A 14,841-nucleotide genomic window follows, 5' to 3' on the forward strand; every position below is an offset into this window, starting at 1 on the left:
CGCTATCCAGCGGTCTTCGCTGTAGGACCGATCACCTCCCCTCTCCATCTGGAGTCAAGACATGCCCCCCAAGGGTCGTCAGGGCGCAGCCAAGAAGGTGCGTCGCAAGGAAAAGAAGAACGTCGCTCACGGCCACGCGCACATCAAGAGCACGTTCAACAACACCATCGTCTCGATCACGGACCCCTCGGGCAACGTGATCTCCTGGGCCTCCGCCGGCCACGTCGGCTTCAAGGGCTCGCGCAAGTCCACCCCCTTCGCCGCGCAGATGGCCGCCGAGTCGGCCGCCCGCCGCGCGCAGGAGCACGGCATGCGCAAGGTTGACGTCTTCGTCAAGGGTCCGGGCTCCGGCCGCGAGACCGCGATCCGCTCCCTCCAGGCCACGGGCCTCGAGGTCGGTTCGATCCAGGACGTCACCCCGACGCCGCACAACGGCTGCCGCCCGCCGAAGCGTCGTCGCGTCTGACGCACGACGGCCGGTAACGGTTGTTGCGTTTCTTTCGGGTCCGGGCGGTATGTCTCTTCGGAGGCGTACCGCCCGTACCCTTGTTCTATCTGTCGGGCATCAAATAGTGGGTGCCCACGACTGAAGGATTCTCCTCATGCTGATCGCCCAGCGTCCGTCGCTGACCGAAGAGGTCGTCGACGAATTCCGCTCCCGGTTCGTGATCGAGCCGCTGGAGCCGGGCTTCGGTTACACCCTCGGCAACTCCCTGCGCCGGACTCTTCTCTCCTCGATCCCGGGTGCGGCTGTCACGTCCATCCGCATCGACGGTGTCCTGCACGAGTTCACCACCGTGCCGGGCGTCAAGGAAGACGTCACCGACCTCATCCTCAACATCAAGCAGCTCGTCGTCTCCTCGGAGCACGACGAGCCGGTCGTGATGTACCTGCGCAAGCAGGGTCCCGGCCTGGTCACCGCTGCTGACATCGCCCCGCCGGCCGGTGTCGAGGTCCACAACCCGGACCTCGTCCTGGCCACGCTGAACGGCAAGGGCAAGCTGGAGATGGAGCTGACCGTCGAGCGCGGTCGCGGCTACGTCTCCGCCGTCCAGAACAAGCAGGTGGGCCAGGAGATCGGCCGGATTCCGGTCGACTCCATCTACTCCCCGGTGCTCAAGGTCACGTACAAGGTCGAGGCGACCCGTGTCGAGCAGCGCACCGACTTCGACAAGCTGATCGTCGACGTCGAGACCAAGCAGGCCATGCGTCCCCGTGACGCCATGGCGTCGGCCGGTAAGACCCTGGTCGAGCTGTTCGGTCTGGCGCGCGAGCTCAACATCGACGCCGAGGGCATCGACATGGGCCCGTCCCCGACGGACGCCGCGCTCGCCGCCGATCTGGCGCTGCCGATCGAGGAGCTCGAGCTCACGGTCCGTTCGTACAACTGCCTCAAGCGCGAGGGCATCCACTCCGTGGGTGAGCTCGTGGCTCGTTCCGAGGCCGACCTGCTCGACATCCGTAACTTCGGTGCGAAGTCGATCGACGAGGTCAAGGCGAAGCTGGCCGGTATGGGCCTCGCGCTGAAGGACTCGCCTCCCGGCTTCGACCCGACCGCTGCCGCTGACGCGTTCGGTGCGGACGACGACGTGGACGCCGGTTTCGTGGAGACCGAGCAGTACTGAGCCGTCTCCGGCGGGGGTGCCCGGATTCTCCGGGTGCCCCGGGCCGGGACTGAGGTACTGAGGTCTGGTCTCGATCGCCGGACGGGCTCGCAGTGCCCGTCCGGCACTGAATTCTTCCGCGGGGCGGCCGCCTCGCGGGAACTGACACCGGTACCTGATACGGCCGGTGCAGCACACAAGGAGAAACACCATGCCGAAGCCCGCGAAGGGCGCCCGTCTGGGCGGCAGCGCTGCGCACGAGAAGCTTCTTCTCATCAACCTTGCGAAGTCGCTGTTCGAGCACGGCCGCATCACCACGACCGAGGCCAAGGCCCGCCGCCTGCGTCCGGTCGCCGAGCGTTTCATCACCAAGGCGAAGAAGGGCGACATCCACAACCGTCGCCTGGTGCTGCAGTCGATCACGGACAAGGGCATCGTGCACACGCTCTTCACCGAGATCGCCCCGCGGTACGAGAACCGCCCCGGTGGTTACACCCGCATCACGAAGATCGGCAACCGTCGTGGCGACAACGCCCCGATGGCGGTCATCGAGCTGGTCGAGGCGCTGACCGTGGCCCAGCAGGCCACCGGTGAGGCCGAGGCCGCGACGAAGCGCGCGGTCAAGGAAGACTCCCTCAAGAAGGACGAGGCCCCGGCCGAGTCCGTCGAGGACGCCACGCCGGCCGAGGCCGACGCGGAGTCCAAGGACGCCTGAGCGTTCTGAGACCGCTGGACGGGCCCGTACCACCCTTCGGGGCGGTGCGGGCCCGTTCCGTTTTGAGAGGATGCGCGGGTGAGTGACGAGGTGGAGCCCGGTTTCGTACGGGTACGGCTGGACCTTTCGTACGACGGGAAGGACTTCTCCGGCTGGGCGAAGCAGACCAGCAGGCGCACGGTGCAGGGGGAGATCGAGGATGCGCTGAGGACCGTGACGCGGTCTTCGCGTACGTACGATCTGACCGTCGCCGGGCGTACCGATGCCGGGGTGCATGCCCGGGGGCAGGTCGCGCACGTCGATCTGCCGGCCGAGGTGTGGGCCGAGCACGAGGAGAAGCTGCTGCGGCGCATGGCCGGGCGGATGCCGCAGGATGTGCGGATCTGGCGGGCCGCCGAGGCGCCGCCCGGATTCAACGCGCGGTTCTCCGCGCTGTGGCGGCGTTACGCCTACCGGGTCGCGGACCGGCCGGGCGGGGTGGACCCGCTGCTGCGGGGTCATGTGCTCTGGCACGACCGGCCGTTGGACGTGGACGCGATGAACGAGGCGGCGGCGCCGATGGTCGGTGAGCACGACTTCGCCGCGTACTGCAAGAAGCGCGAGGGCGCGACGACCATCCGTACGCTCCAGAAGCTGAGCTGGGTACGGGACGAGGCGTCCGGTGTGATGACGGCGACCGTGCAGGCGGACGCCTTCTGCCACAACATGGTGCGGGCGCTGATCGGCGCGGCGTTGTTCGTGGGGGACGGGCGGCGGCCCGCGCGGTGGCCGGCGGAGGTGCTCGCGGCCCGGGTGCGGGACCCCGCGGTGCATGTGGTCAGGCCGCACGGGCTGACGCTCGAGGAAGTGGCCTACCCCGCCGACGACTTGCTGGCGGCACGGGCCGTGGAGGCCCGGAACGTACGGACGTTGCCCGGGGGCGGCTGCTGCTAGGCCCAGGCCCGCGGGCGGTGTGTCAGGAGACGGGTGCGCCGGCCGCCGCCGACGCCTGGACCTCGCCGCGGTGATGGATCTGACGGAACGTGAAGTTCGTCAGATCGTCGCCGACCGCGAACACGTTGCTGTCCGCCTTGGTGACGTTCTTGCCGTTCGTGAAGCCGCCCACGGTGAAGTAGGCGTAACGGCCGTGGGAGTTGGCGGTGCGGCGGCAGACCGCACCGCCGCGGCAGAAGGTGGGTACGCCCGCGCCGTCGAGGGAGGCGATGCCGCCCGACGCCTGCTGCGCGGCCTTCTTCGCCTGGGCCTCGGTCTCGAAGACCGCGAGGCCGACCGTCACCGCCACGCCGTCCTTGCGGTAGGTGGCGCGGATGACCTGGTCGCAGCCGTTGTTGGTGAGGATGGAGCCGAGCGCGCCCTGTGTGGTGGCGGCGCAGTTGCGGGTCTGCGCCGTCGCGCCCTTGGTGTGGACGCGGTCGCCCATGGTCAGGCGCTTGCCGGGGAAGAACGCTTCCGCGGTGATCGGCGCCCTGTCCTTCGTGGCGTCGGAGATGTACTCCTTCGGGTCCGGCGGGGGCGGCGGTGCGACGGAGGAGAACGAGGGCTCGGGCGCGGCCGACTCCGAGGGCAGGTCGGCGGGCGAGGGAAGCTCGCTCGCGTTCTTCTCCGACCGGGCCGGACCGTTGTCGCCGTTGGCGGTGATCACGGCCGTCGCCACGATCGCGGCGACCGCCGCGGTGGCCAGTGCGCCGCCGCCGATCATCAGCCATTTCCTGCGTCGGCCGCGTGCGGCGGACTCCTCGGCCAGCGCCGCCCAGTCCGGCGTGTCACTGCCCCCCGGCCCCCAGGAGGGCCCCCCTTGACCAAAGCTCATGCGGCGAATCTTAGACCGCGGCAAAACTGGTTGGGCCAGGGCTTCGCGGGCCGTGACAATGCTGTGTATGGGACATCTCGAAGCAGGGCATCTGGAGTACTACCTACCGGACGGGCGGGTGCTGCTCGGCGATGCCTCGTTCCGGGTCGCGGACGGCGCCGTCGTCGCTCTCGTCGGGGCGAACGGTGCGGGCAAGACGACGCTGCTGCGGCTGCTGGCCGGTGAGCTCCAGCCGCACGGCGGATCGGTGTCGGTGAGCGGCGGGCTCGGGGTGATGGCCCAGTTCGTGGGGTCGGTGCGGGACGAGCGGACCGTGCGGGACCTGCTGGTGTCCGTGGCCCAGCCCCGTATCCGCGAGGCGGCCGAGGCCGTGGACGCGGCCGAGGCGCTGATCCTGACCGTCGACGACGAGGCCGCGCAGATGACGTACGCGCAGGCCCTCAGCGACTGGGCGGAGGTGCGGGGGTACGAGGCCGAGACGCTGTGGGACATGTGCACGATGGCCGCGCTCGGCGTTCCGTACGAGAAGGCTCAGTGGCGTGAGCTGCGGACGCTCAGTGGGGGTGAGCAGAAGCGGCTGGTCCTGGAGGCGCTGCTCCGGGGGCCCGACGAGGTGCTGCTCCTGGACGAGCCGGACAACTATCTGGACGTGCCGGGCAAGCGGTGGCTGGAGGGGAAGCTCAAGGAGACCCGTAAGACGGTCCTCTTCGTCTCCCACGACCGGGAGCTGCTGTCCCGGGCCGCGGAGAAGATCGTGAGTGTGGAGCCCAGTGCCGCCGGGTCGGACGTCTGGGTGCACGGCGGCGGATTCGCGACGTACCACGCGGCGCGCAAGGAGCGGTTCGCCCGCTTCGAGGAGCTCCTGCGGCGCTGGGAGGAGGAGCACGCCCGGCTGAAGGCGCTCGTCCTGCGGATGCGGCAGCAGGCGGCGAACAGTCCGGACATGGCGAACCGCTACCACGCGATGCAGACCCGCTTCAAGAAGTTCGAGGAAGCGGGCCCGCCGCCGGAGCCGCCGCGCGAGCAGGACATCAAGATGCGGCTGCGGGGCGGGCGGACCGGGGTGCGGGCGGTGACCTGCAAGAACCTGGAGCTGACCGGACTGATGAAGCCGTTCGACCTGGAGATCTTCTACGGCGAGCGGGTGGCCGTCCTCGGGTCCAACGGGTCGGGCAAGTCACACTTCCTGCGGCTGCTGGCCGGCGATACGTCGGTGGCGCACACGGGGGAGTGGAAGCTCGGGGCGCGGGTCGTGCCGGGGCACTTCGCGCAGACCCACGCGCATCCGGAGCTGCTGGGGCACACGCTGGTCGAGATTCTCTGGACCGAGCACGCCAAGGACCGGGGCGCGGCGATGTCCGTGCTGCGGCGCTACGAGATGGAGCGGCAGGGGGACCAGCCGTTCGAGAAGCTGTCGGGCGGGCAGCAGGCGCGGTTCCAGATCCTGCTGCTGGAGCTGGCCGGGACGACGGCGCTGCTGCTGGACGAGCCGACGGACAACCTGGACCTGGAGTCTGCGGAGGCCCTCCAGGACGGGCTGGAGGCGTACGACGGCACGGTGATGGCGGTCACGCACGACCGGTGGTTCGCGAAGTCCTTCGACCGGTATCTGGTCTTCGGGTCGGACGGGGTGGTGCGGGAGACGGCGGAGCCGGTGTGGGACGAGCGGCGGGTCGAGCGGGAGCGGTAGGGCGGCGCGTTTTGACCCGTCCGGGGCGGGGCGGGTAGTGTCGAGGACTGTTATACGTATTGGCTTCGTCGTTCTCACGCGAAGGGCCCTTACGTAGGTTCCCTGGAGCAGTTACCAGTGGCTCGCATACGGGCAGCGTCCCCGGCATTGTGTGCCCCAGCTGCATGATCGCTTCAGGGGTGCCGTGTGTCTGGACCCCATCCACTAAGAAGCGAAGGCTACGAAGTGCGTACGTACAGCCCCAAGCCCGGCGATGTCACTCGCCAGTGGCACATCATCGACGCCGAGGACATCGTCCTGGGCCGTCTGGCCACCACGGCCGCGAACCTCCTTCGCGGCAAGCACAAGGCGATCTACGCCCCCCACATGGACATGGGCGACTTCGTCATCATCATCAACGCCGAGAAGGTTCACCTCTCCGGCAACAAGAAGACCCAGAAGATGGCGTACCGCCACTCGGGCTTCCCGGGCGGTCTCCGCTCCGTGCGTTACGACGAGCTGCTCTCCAAGAACCCGGAGAAGGCTGTCGAGAAGGCCATCAAGGGCATGATCCCCAAGAACACCCTGGGCCGTCAGATGCTCTCGAAGCTCAAGGTCTACGCGGGTGACCAGCACCCGCACGGCGCGCAGCAGCCGGTCCCGTTCGAGATCACCCAGGTCGCGCAGTAGTTCCGGCCTCCCCCTAAGACGTACAGAAAGATCTGAGGAGAATCGTGGCCGAGACCACTGTTGAGACCCCCGTCGAGGGCACCGAGGGCGAAGAGGTTTTCGCCGAGGTGACCACCTTCGAATCCGAGGTGCCCGTCGAGGGCGAGTACACCTCCGAGTCGCTGGCAGGCCGCTTCGGCGACCCGCAGCCCGCGGCCGGCCTGGGTCGTCGCAAGAACGCCATCGCCCGCGTCCGGATCGTTCCGGGCACCGGCAAGTGGAAGATCAACGGTCGCACCCTTGAGGACTACTTCCCCAACAAGGTGCACCAGCAGGAAGTCAACGAGCCCTTCAAGGTGCTCGAGCTCGACGGCCGCTACGACGTCATCGCCCGCATCTCGGGTGGCGGCGTCTCCGGTCAGGCCGGCGCCCTGCGCCTCGGCGTGGCCCGCTCGCTGAACGAGGCGGACGTGGACAACAACCGCGCCACGCTGAAGAAGGCCGGCTTCCTCTGCCGTGACGACCGTGCGGTCGAGCGCAAGAAGGCCGGTCTCAAGAAGGCCCGTAAGGCCCCGCAGTACAGCAAGCGCTAAACCGCCTGCTCTTCAGCGTTACACGTTCGCCCCGGCGGCACATCTCGTGCCGCTGGGGCGTTCGTTTATCGCCCCTCGCGGGCGTATAACGGCATTAGACGCTCATAGGGCCGAGGGCCGGGCCCGTCGCGCGGTGTTCGCCGCGGCATGCCCTGGCCGGCCCCGTTTTCGTATTTCTTGGGTTTGTGGTTTCGGAGCAATCTCGGAGGACACCAGTGGGACGACTCTTCGGCACGGACGGCGTGCGCGGTGTCGCCAACGCGGATCTGACGGCCGAGCTCGCGCTCGGTCTGTCGGTCGCGGCGGCGCACGTACTTGCCGAGGCGGGGACCTTTGAGGGGCATCGGCCGACGGCCGTGGTGGGCCGTGACCCCCGCGCGTCCGGAGAGTTCCTCGAGGCGGCCGTCGTGGCGGGCCTCGCGAGCGCGGGTGTGGACGTCCTGCGGGTGGGCGTGCTGCCCACGCCCGCCGTGGCGTACCTCACCGGCGTGCTCGGCGCCGACATCGGCGTGATGCTGTCCGCCAGCCACAACGCGATGCCGGACAACGGTGTCAAGTTCTTCGCCCGCGGCGGCCACAAGCTCGCCGACGAGCTGGAGGAACGGATCGAGACCGTCTACGAGCAGCACCGCACCGGTGAGCCGTGGGCGCGCCCGACGGGCGCCGGAGTGGGCCGGGTCAGTGACTACGCCGAGGGCTTCGACCGGTACGTCGCCCACCTCATCGCCGTACTCCCCAACCGGCTCGACGGGCTGAAGGTCGTCCTCGACGAGGCGCACGGTGCCGCTGCCCGGGTCTCGCCCGAGGCGTTCGCGCGGGCCGGCGCCGAGGTCGTCACCATCGGTGCCGAGCCGGACGGTCTGAACATCAACGACGGCTGCGGCTCCACCCACCTGGGCCTGCTGCGCGCCGCGGTCGTCGAGCACGGCGCCCACCTCGGTATCGCGCACGACGGCGACGCCGACCGCTGCCTGGCCGTGGACGCGGCGGGCGAGGAGATCGACGGCGACCAGATCCTGGCCGTGCTCGCCCTCGCCATGCGGGAGGCCGGACAGCTCCGCAAGGACACCGTCGTCGGCACGGTCATGTCGAACCTGGGCTTCAAGATGGCGATGGAGCGGGAGGGCATCCAGCTCGTCCAGACCGCCGTCGGGGACCGTTACGTCCTGGAGTCCATGAAGGCCGAGGGCTTCGCCCTGGGCGGCGAGCAGTCCGGCCACGTCATCGTCCTCGACCACGCCACGACCGGCGACGGCACGCTGACCGGCCTGATGCTGGCGGCCCGGGTCGCCGCCACCGGCCGTACGCTCGCCGACCTGGCCGGCGTCATGCAGCGCCTTCCGCAGGTGCTCATCAACGTGCCGGACGTCGACAAGTCCCGGGTGAACACCTCGTCCGAGCTGGCCACCGCGGTCGCGGAGGCGGAGCGCGAGCTGGGCGCCACCGGGCGCGTACTGCTGCGTCAGTCGGGCACCGAGCCGCTCGTACGGGTCATGGTCGAGGCCGCCGACATCGAGCAGGCGCGGGCCGTGGCCGGCCGGCTGGCCGACGCGGTGAAGTCCGCCCTGGGGTGATGTGCCGTCACATGCTGCCGGACGGGGCCGTCTTCGGGGCCGTCCGGCGGCGGTGGGCGGCCCACAGGCCCTTCTGGACCAGCAGGGTCAGGGTGCCCGCGAGCACGATGCCGCCGAGGTTCGCCAGCAGCTGGCCGATGGAACCCGACATCTGGCCGTAGTCCTTGTAACTGAACGCCACCGCCGCGTTGGCCGCCGCCGGCACCGTCGTCACCGAGATCGCCACGCCGATCAGGGCCCCGGACTTCGCCGAGGTGAGCGAGAGCGTCCCGGCGATGCCCGCCAGGAGCGCCACGACGAACGACATCCAGTCCGGATGCCAGATGAACCCCGTGTTGGGCCGGGGCGCGTCGATCATCGTGCGGCTGAACAGCCCGAAGGCGTCCATCAGCCAGGCGAAGCCCGCGGTCAGGATCATCGCCACCGCGAAGCCGCCGATGAGCGCGCACAGGGAGCGCCACACCAGGCGCGGGGCGCGCTGCACCAGTGCCGTGGAGATCCCGGCCAGCGGGCCGAACTCCGGGCCCACCGCCATCGCGCCCACGATCAGGATCGCGTTGTCGAGCATCACACCGCAGGCGGCGAGCATCGTGGCGACGGCGAGGAAGACCACGTACGTGATGCTGAGCGTCGACTCCTCGTGGGTCGCTTCCGACAGCTCCTCCCACAGCACCGCGTCCGCGCCCTCGCCCGGCGCGTCCTCCTCCGCCTGATCGGCGTGCGAGGAGAGCGTGAGGTCCATGTTCTCGACGGTGATCGAGCCGCACTTGTCGATACCGAGTCCGCGCAGCTTGCCGATCAGCTCGTCACCGGCCTCCCGGGCCACGTCGCAGAGCACCACGTCACCGGCGGGGCTGCGGGCCGCGCCGCTCAGCACCGCGAGGTGGGTGGCGCCGACGGTCCCCTCCAGGAGACGCACGACCTCCTCCGAGCGGTCGGCGGGGACGATGAGGCGCAGATGCAGCACGAGCGGGCTCCCGGAAGGGTTCAGAGTTTGCGCAGCGACAGTCGCTGGACCTTGTGGTCGGGTCCCTTGCGCAGCACCAGAGTGGCACGGCCCCGGGTGGGCGCCACGTTCTCCAGCAGATTGGGCTTGTTGATGGTCCGCCACATCGTGCGCGCGTAGTCCAGGGCCTCCTCCTCGGAGACCTGGGTGTACTTGCGGAAGTACGAGAACGGGTTCTGGAACGCCGTCTCGCGCAGCTTGCGGAAGCGGTTGAGATACCAGGTCTCGATGTCCTCGGCCCGGGCGTCGACGTACACACTGAAGTCGAAGTAGTCGGCGAGGCCGACCCTGGTCCGGCCGTCCTTGCCGGGCATCGCGGGCTGGAGCACGTTCAGCCCCTCGACGATCAGGATGTCCGGGCGGCGTACGGTCAGCCGCTCGTCCGGCACGATGTCGTAGATCAGGTGCGAGTAGACGGGCGCGGTGACCTCGTCCTTGCCGGCCTTGATGTCGGCGACGAAACGGGTCAGGGCCCTGCGGTCGTACGACTCGGGGAACCCCTTGCGCGACATCAGGCCGCGCGCCTGGAGCTCCTTCATCGGCAGCAGGAAGCCGTCCGTGGTCACCAGCTCGACCCGGGGGTGCTCGGGCCAGCGGGCCAGCAGCGCCTGGAGGATACGGGCGCTGGTGGACTTGCCGACGGCGACACTGCCGGCGACCCCTATGACGAACGGGGTGCCGCGCTGCGCCCCGTGGCCGTTGCCGGCGTCGCCCAGGAAGGTGTTGAGGGCGCCGCGCAGCCCCGAGGTGGCCTGTACGTAGAGGTTGAGGAGCCGGGAGAGCGGCAGGTAGACGTCGCGGACCTCGTCGAGGTCGATGACGTCACCGAGGCCGCGCAGCTGCTCCACCTCGTCCGCGGAGAGCGGCAGCGGAGTCTTGTCGCGCAGGGCGCTCCACTCGGCGCGGGACAGGTCGACGTACGGCGTCGCCGCGTGCTCGGTGCGACGGTGGGCGGTCCGTGCCGGCGAAGAGATCACGGGTTCATTGTTGCGGGAGTTTTAACTCCGTGGGGGGTGGGCTCGGTCACGCGGTCCCACGCCCACCCTTCCCGTAACCCCTGGGCAGCCGTGCCCCTCGGCCGTATGGTGCCGCTATGTGCGGAATCGTGGGTTATGTCGGTGGACAGTCGGCGCAGGACGTCGTGGTCGCGGGTCTCAAGCGTCTGGAGTACCGGGGCTACGACTCGGCGGGAGTCGCCCTCCTCTCGGACGGCGGGCTCGCCGCCGCGAAGAGGGCGGGGAAGCTGGTCAATCTGGAGAAGGAGCTGATGGAGCGGCCGTTGCCGGCCGGGAGCGTCGGGATCGGGCATACCCGGTGGGCCACGCACGGGGGGCCGACCGATGCCAACGCCCACCCCCATCTCGACAACGCGGGGCGCGTCGCCGTCGTGCACAACGGGATCATCGAGAACTTCGCCGAGCTGCGGGCGGAGCTCGCCGAGCGCGGTCACGATCTGGCGTCCGAGACCGATACCGAGGTCGTGGCCCATCTGCTGGCCGAGGCGTTCTCGGGCGGTGCCTGTCTGGCGGAGGCCATGCGGCAGGTGTGCCGGCGGCTGGAGGGGGCCTTCACCCTGGTGGCGGTCCATGCCGACGAGCCGGAGACCGTGGTCGGGGCCCGGCGGAACTCGCCCCTCGTGGTGGGGATCGGGGACGGGGAAGCCTTTCTGGCCTCCGACGTCGCCGCGTTCATCGCGCACACCCGGTCCGCGATCGAACTGGGCCAGGACCAGGTCGTGGAGCTCAGCAGGGACGGCGCGACCGTCACCGACTTCGAGGGACGGCCCGCCGAGACCCGTGCGTACCACGTGGACTGGGACGCGTCCGCGGCCGAGAAGGGCGGCTACGCCTCCTTCATGCTCAAGGAGATCGCCGACCAGCCGAAGGCCGTCGCGGACACGCTCCTCGGGCGGATCGGCGGCGAGGAGGGCGCGCTGAGCCTCGACGAGGTGCGAATCGCGCCGAGCGTGCTCCGGGAGGTCGACAAGGTCGTCATCATCGCCTGCGGGACCGCGTACCACGCCGGGATGATCGCCAAGTACGCCATCGAGCACTGGACCCGGCTGCCCTGCGAGACGGAGCTGGCCAGCGAGTTCCGCTACCGCGATCCGATCCTGGACCAGCGGACGCTCGTCATCGCGATCTCGCAGTCCGGCGAGACCATGGACACCCTGATGGCGCTGCGGCACGCCCGTGAGCAGGGGGCGAAGGTGCTCGCCATCTGCAACACGAACGGGTCGACCATCCCGAGGGAGTCCGACGCCGTCCTCTACACGCACGCGGGGCCGGAGGTCGCGGTCGCCTCGACGAAGGCGTTCCTGACGCAGCTCGTCGCCTGCTACCTCGTCGCCCTGTACCTCGGGCAGGTGCGCGGGACGAAGTGGGCCGACGAGATCCGGACGGTCGTGCGGCAGCTCTCCGAGATGTCCGCGGCCGTCGAGCGGGTGCTGGAGACCATGGAGCCCGTGCGCGAGCTGGCGCGCTCGCTCGCCGGCAAGGACACCGTGCTGTTCCTCGGACGGCACGTCGGCTACCCGGTGGCCCTGGAAGGCGCGTTGAAGCTCAAGGAACTCGCGTACATGCACGCGGAGGGATTCGCCGCCGGCGAGCTCAAGCACGGGCCCATCGCGCTGGTCGAGGACGATCTGCCGGTCGTCGTGGTCGTCCCGTCACCGCGTGGGCGCTCGGTGCTGCACGACAAGATGGTGTCGAACATCCAGGAGATCAGGGCCCGGGGAGCCCGCACCATCGTGATCGCCGAGGAGGGCGACGAGGCGGTCGTCCCGTACGCCGACCACCTGATCCTGATCCCCGCTACGCCTACGCTGCTTCAGCCACTGGTCGCCACCGTGCCGTTGCAGGTCTTCGCCTGCGAACTGGCGACGGCCCGCGGCAACGAGGTGGACCAGCCGCGCAATCTGGCGAAGTCAGTGACAGTCGAGTGAGTGAGTGAGCACGTGATCATTGGGGTCGGGATCGATGTGGCCGAGATCGAGCGCTTCGGCGCCGCGCTGGAGCGTACGCCCCAGCTGGCCGGGCGGCTCTTCCTGGAACGGGAGTTGACGCTGCCGAGCGGGGAACGGCGCGGTATCGCCTCGCTGGCCGCCAGGTTCGCCGCCAAGGAGGCCGTAGCCAAGGCGCTCGGCGCACCCTCCGGTCTGCACTGGTCGGACGCCGAGGTGTACGTCGAGGAGAGCGGGCAGCCCCGGCTGCGGGTGCGGGGCACGGTCGCCGCGCGCGCGGCCGAGCTCGGGGTGCGGCACTGGCATGTGTCGCTCAGCCACGACGCGGGGGTGGCGTCGGCCGTGGTGATCGCGGAGGGTTGACCGTATGCGAACCGCTTACAGCGTGGAGACCGTACGGGCCGCCGAAGCGGCACTGATGGCGCGGCTGCCGGAGGGTGCCCTGATGCAGCGGGCCGCCGCGGGCCTCGCGGTGGCCTGCGGCGATCTGCTGCGGCGCAACGGCCGGGTCTACGGGGCCAGAGTGCTTCTGCTCGTCGGCAGCGGCGACAACGGCGGCGACACGCTGTACGCCGGGGCCCGGCTGGCGAAGCGTGGGGCCGGCGTGCGGGCGGTGCTGACCTCGCCGGACAAGGTCCACGGCGGCGGCCTCGCCGCCCTGCTGGCCGCGGGCGGGCAGGTGCTGGACAGTGCGGAGGGACTGGGGGCCGTCGACCTCGTCGTCGACGGCATCACCGGGATCGGCGGGCGCGGCGGGCTGCGTCCCGAGGCGGCGGCCCTGGTGGCGGCCGTCACGGGGCGCGGGGCGCCCGTCCTCGCCGTGGATCTGCCGAGCGGGGTGGAGGCGGACAGCGGAGAGGTCAACGGCGCGGCAGTGCGGGCCGACGCGACGGTCACCTTCGGCACGTACAAGCCGGGGCTGCTGATCGACCCGGCCGCCGAACTGGCGGGGGCGCTGCGGCTCGTCGACATCGGCCTGGGCCCCGAACTGCCCGAGCCCGCGGATCTGGAGGCGCTCCAGTACGCGGACGTGGCGGCGCTGCTGCCCGTACCGGGTGCGGAGAGCGACAAGTACCGGCGCGGGGTCGTCGGGGTGGCGGCCGGGTCGGAGCGGTACCCGGGGGCGGCGGTGCTCGCGGTCGCGGGAGCGCTGCGGGGCGGCGCCGGAGCCGTGCGGTACGCCGGGCCGGGCGCCGACGCGGTGATCGCCCGCTTCCCGGAGACGCTGGTGAGCACGGGCCCGCCGTCCAGGGCCGGACGGGTGCAGGCGTGGGTCGTGGGACCGGGGCTCGGCGACGGTTCCCGGGCCGCGGCGGCGGTCGCCGATGTGCTGGCCGCCGATGTGCCGGTGCTGGTCGACGCGGACGGGCTGCGGCTGCTGGACGCCGACACCGTACGGTCGCGCTCCGCGCCCACCGTGCTGACCCCGCACGCCGGGGAGGCCGCCGCGCTGCTCGGCGTGGCGCGCGAGGAGGTCGAGGCGGGCCGGCTCGCCGCCGTACGGGAACTCGCCGCCCGCTACCGCGTCACCGTCCTGCTCAAGGGGTCGACGACCCTGGTCGCCGAGGCCCGGGACACCCCCGTACGGGTCAACCCCACCGGCACCTCCTGGCTGGCCACGGCGGGCAGCGGCGATGTGCTCTCCGGTCTGACCGGCTCCCTGCTGGCCGCGGGCCTGGCCCCGCGCGACGCGGCATCGGTGGGCGCCTATCTGCACGGGCTCGCGGCCCGCCGGGCCTCCGCCGGCGCGCCGGTGGCCGCGCAGGACGTCGCGGACGCGATCCCGGCGGCCTGGCGCGATGTGCGGGACGCGTGAGCCTGCGCCACGCTGGGGGCGGGCGTCGGAAGGAGAAGGGCCGTGGGCGACAGCTCCGTACGGGTACGACGGGTGTACGAGCCGCCGGAGGACGAGGACGGGGTGCGGGTTCTCGTCGACCGGCTCTGGCCGCGCGGGGAGAGCAAGGCGAAGGCCGCGATCGACCGGTGGGCCAAGGACGTCACCCCGTCGAACGAACTGCGCTCCTGGTACCACCAGGACCCCGGCTCCCGGTACGACGACTTTGTCGACCGCTACCGCACCGAGCTGGCGGACCCGGCCCACACCGAGGCGGTCGGTGAGCTGCTCGGCCTGCTGCGCGAGGGCGGCCCGGTGACCCTGGTGACGGCGGTGAAGGACGTGCCCCGCAGCCATGTCCCGGTGCTCGTGGACCATCTGGAGCACGAGCTCGACCAGCACTGA

At 70.5% G+C, this 14,841-nt stretch carries 15 protein-coding genes; 12 read left to right on the top strand and 3 right to left on the bottom strand.

Translation table 11 applies throughout. From position 1 onward, the window contains the following. The first annotated feature begins 61 nt into the window (after positions 1–61). From rpsK to truA, 4 genes are all read left to right on the top strand, one after another. Positions 62–466 (top strand): 30S ribosomal protein S11, encoded by a 405-nt coding sequence (gene rpsK, locus AC07FA_RS24010; protein WP_003956432.1) that lies wholly within the window; start codon positions 62–64, stop codon positions 464–466. A 136-nt stretch (positions 467–602) separates the two neighbouring features. Beyond that, entirely contained in the window at positions 603–1,625 is a 1,023-nt protein-coding gene (locus AC07FA_RS24015; RefSeq protein ID WP_019055532.1) for a DNA-directed RNA polymerase subunit alpha, read from the top strand. 190 nt (positions 1,626–1,815) lie between these two features. Further along, a complete protein-coding gene (rplQ, locus tag AC07FA_RS24020; RefSeq protein WP_328905331.1) occupies positions 1,816–2,319 on the top strand; it encodes a 50S ribosomal protein L17 in 504 nt (167 codons plus the stop codon). A gap of 78 nt (positions 2,320–2,397) precedes the next feature. Continuing rightward, positions 2,398–3,252: a tRNA pseudouridine(38-40) synthase TruA gene (truA, locus tag AC07FA_RS24025; protein ID WP_479078083.1), complete on the top strand. Its 855-nt coding sequence runs from the start codon at positions 2,398–2,400 to the stop codon at positions 3,250–3,252. 22 nt (positions 3,253–3,274) lie between these two features. Here the strand turns inward: truA and AC07FA_RS24030 are convergent, their stop codons facing one another. Then, complete coding sequence (locus AC07FA_RS24030) at positions 3,275–4,129, bottom strand: hypothetical protein (protein ID WP_479078084.1); 855 nt, start codon at positions 4,127–4,129, stop codon at positions 3,275–3,277. 67 nt (positions 4,130–4,196) lie between these two features. On the opposite strand from AC07FA_RS24030, the gene AC07FA_RS24035 reads away from it, so the two are divergent. The 4 genes from AC07FA_RS24035 (at position 4,197) to glmM (ending at position 8,634) form a co-directional block, all read left to right on the top strand. Beyond that, a complete protein-coding gene (locus tag AC07FA_RS24035; RefSeq protein ID WP_479078085.1) occupies positions 4,197–5,819 on the top strand; it encodes an ATP-binding cassette domain-containing protein in 1,623 nt (540 codons plus the stop codon). A gap of 225 nt (positions 5,820–6,044) precedes the next feature. Next, entirely contained in the window at positions 6,045–6,488 is a 444-nt protein-coding gene (gene rplM, locus AC07FA_RS24040; RefSeq protein ID WP_179764138.1) for a 50S ribosomal protein L13, read from the top strand. 44 nt (positions 6,489–6,532) lie between these two features. Then, positions 6,533–7,060, top strand: coding sequence for a 30S ribosomal protein S9 (rpsI, locus tag AC07FA_RS24045; protein WP_382738655.1), 528 nt, complete (start codon positions 6,533–6,535; stop codon positions 7,058–7,060). A gap of 215 nt (positions 7,061–7,275) precedes the next feature. Continuing rightward, positions 7,276–8,634: a phosphoglucosamine mutase gene (glmM, locus tag AC07FA_RS24050; protein ID WP_479078087.1), complete on the top strand. Its 1,359-nt coding sequence runs from the start codon at positions 7,276–7,278 to the stop codon at positions 8,632–8,634. 7 nt (positions 8,635–8,641) lie between these two features. On the opposite strand, the gene AC07FA_RS24055 is transcribed toward glmM, so the two are convergent. Both AC07FA_RS24055 and coaA read right to left on the bottom strand, forming a co-directional pair. Further along, entirely contained in the window at positions 8,642–9,601 is a 960-nt protein-coding gene (locus tag AC07FA_RS24055; protein ID WP_479078089.1) for a DUF389 domain-containing protein, read from the bottom strand. A 20-nt stretch (positions 9,602–9,621) separates the two neighbouring features. Next, positions 9,622–10,617 (bottom strand): type I pantothenate kinase, encoded by a 996-nt coding sequence (gene coaA, locus AC07FA_RS24060; RefSeq protein WP_479078090.1) that lies wholly within the window; start codon positions 10,615–10,617, stop codon positions 9,622–9,624. Positions 10,618–10,733: 116 nt separating this feature from the next. On the opposite strand from coaA, the gene glmS reads away from it, so the two are divergent. The 4 genes from glmS to AC07FA_RS24080 are packed head-to-tail and all read left to right on the top strand — an operon-like array spanning position 10,734 to position 14,841. Further along, on the top strand, positions 10,734–12,584 hold the full coding sequence (gene glmS / locus AC07FA_RS24065; protein WP_479078092.1) for a glutamine--fructose-6-phosphate transaminase (isomerizing): 1,851 nt from the start codon (positions 10,734–10,736) through the stop codon (positions 12,582–12,584). A 12-nt stretch (positions 12,585–12,596) separates the two neighbouring features. Beyond that, positions 12,597–12,965, top strand: a complete 369-nt coding sequence (locus tag AC07FA_RS24070) for a holo-ACP synthase (RefSeq protein WP_479078272.1) — start codon at positions 12,597–12,599, stop codon at positions 12,963–12,965. 4 nt (positions 12,966–12,969) lie between these two features. Further along, a complete protein-coding gene (locus AC07FA_RS24075) occupies positions 12,970–14,418 on the top strand; it encodes an NAD(P)H-hydrate dehydratase (RefSeq protein ID WP_479078093.1) in 1,449 nt (482 codons plus the stop codon). Between the two features lie 42 nt (positions 14,419–14,460). After that, complete coding sequence (locus AC07FA_RS24080; RefSeq protein WP_479078095.1) at positions 14,461–14,841, top strand: DUF488 domain-containing protein; 381 nt, start codon at positions 14,461–14,463, stop codon at positions 14,839–14,841.

Source organism: Streptomyces sp. NPDC045968 (assembly GCF_056430475.1).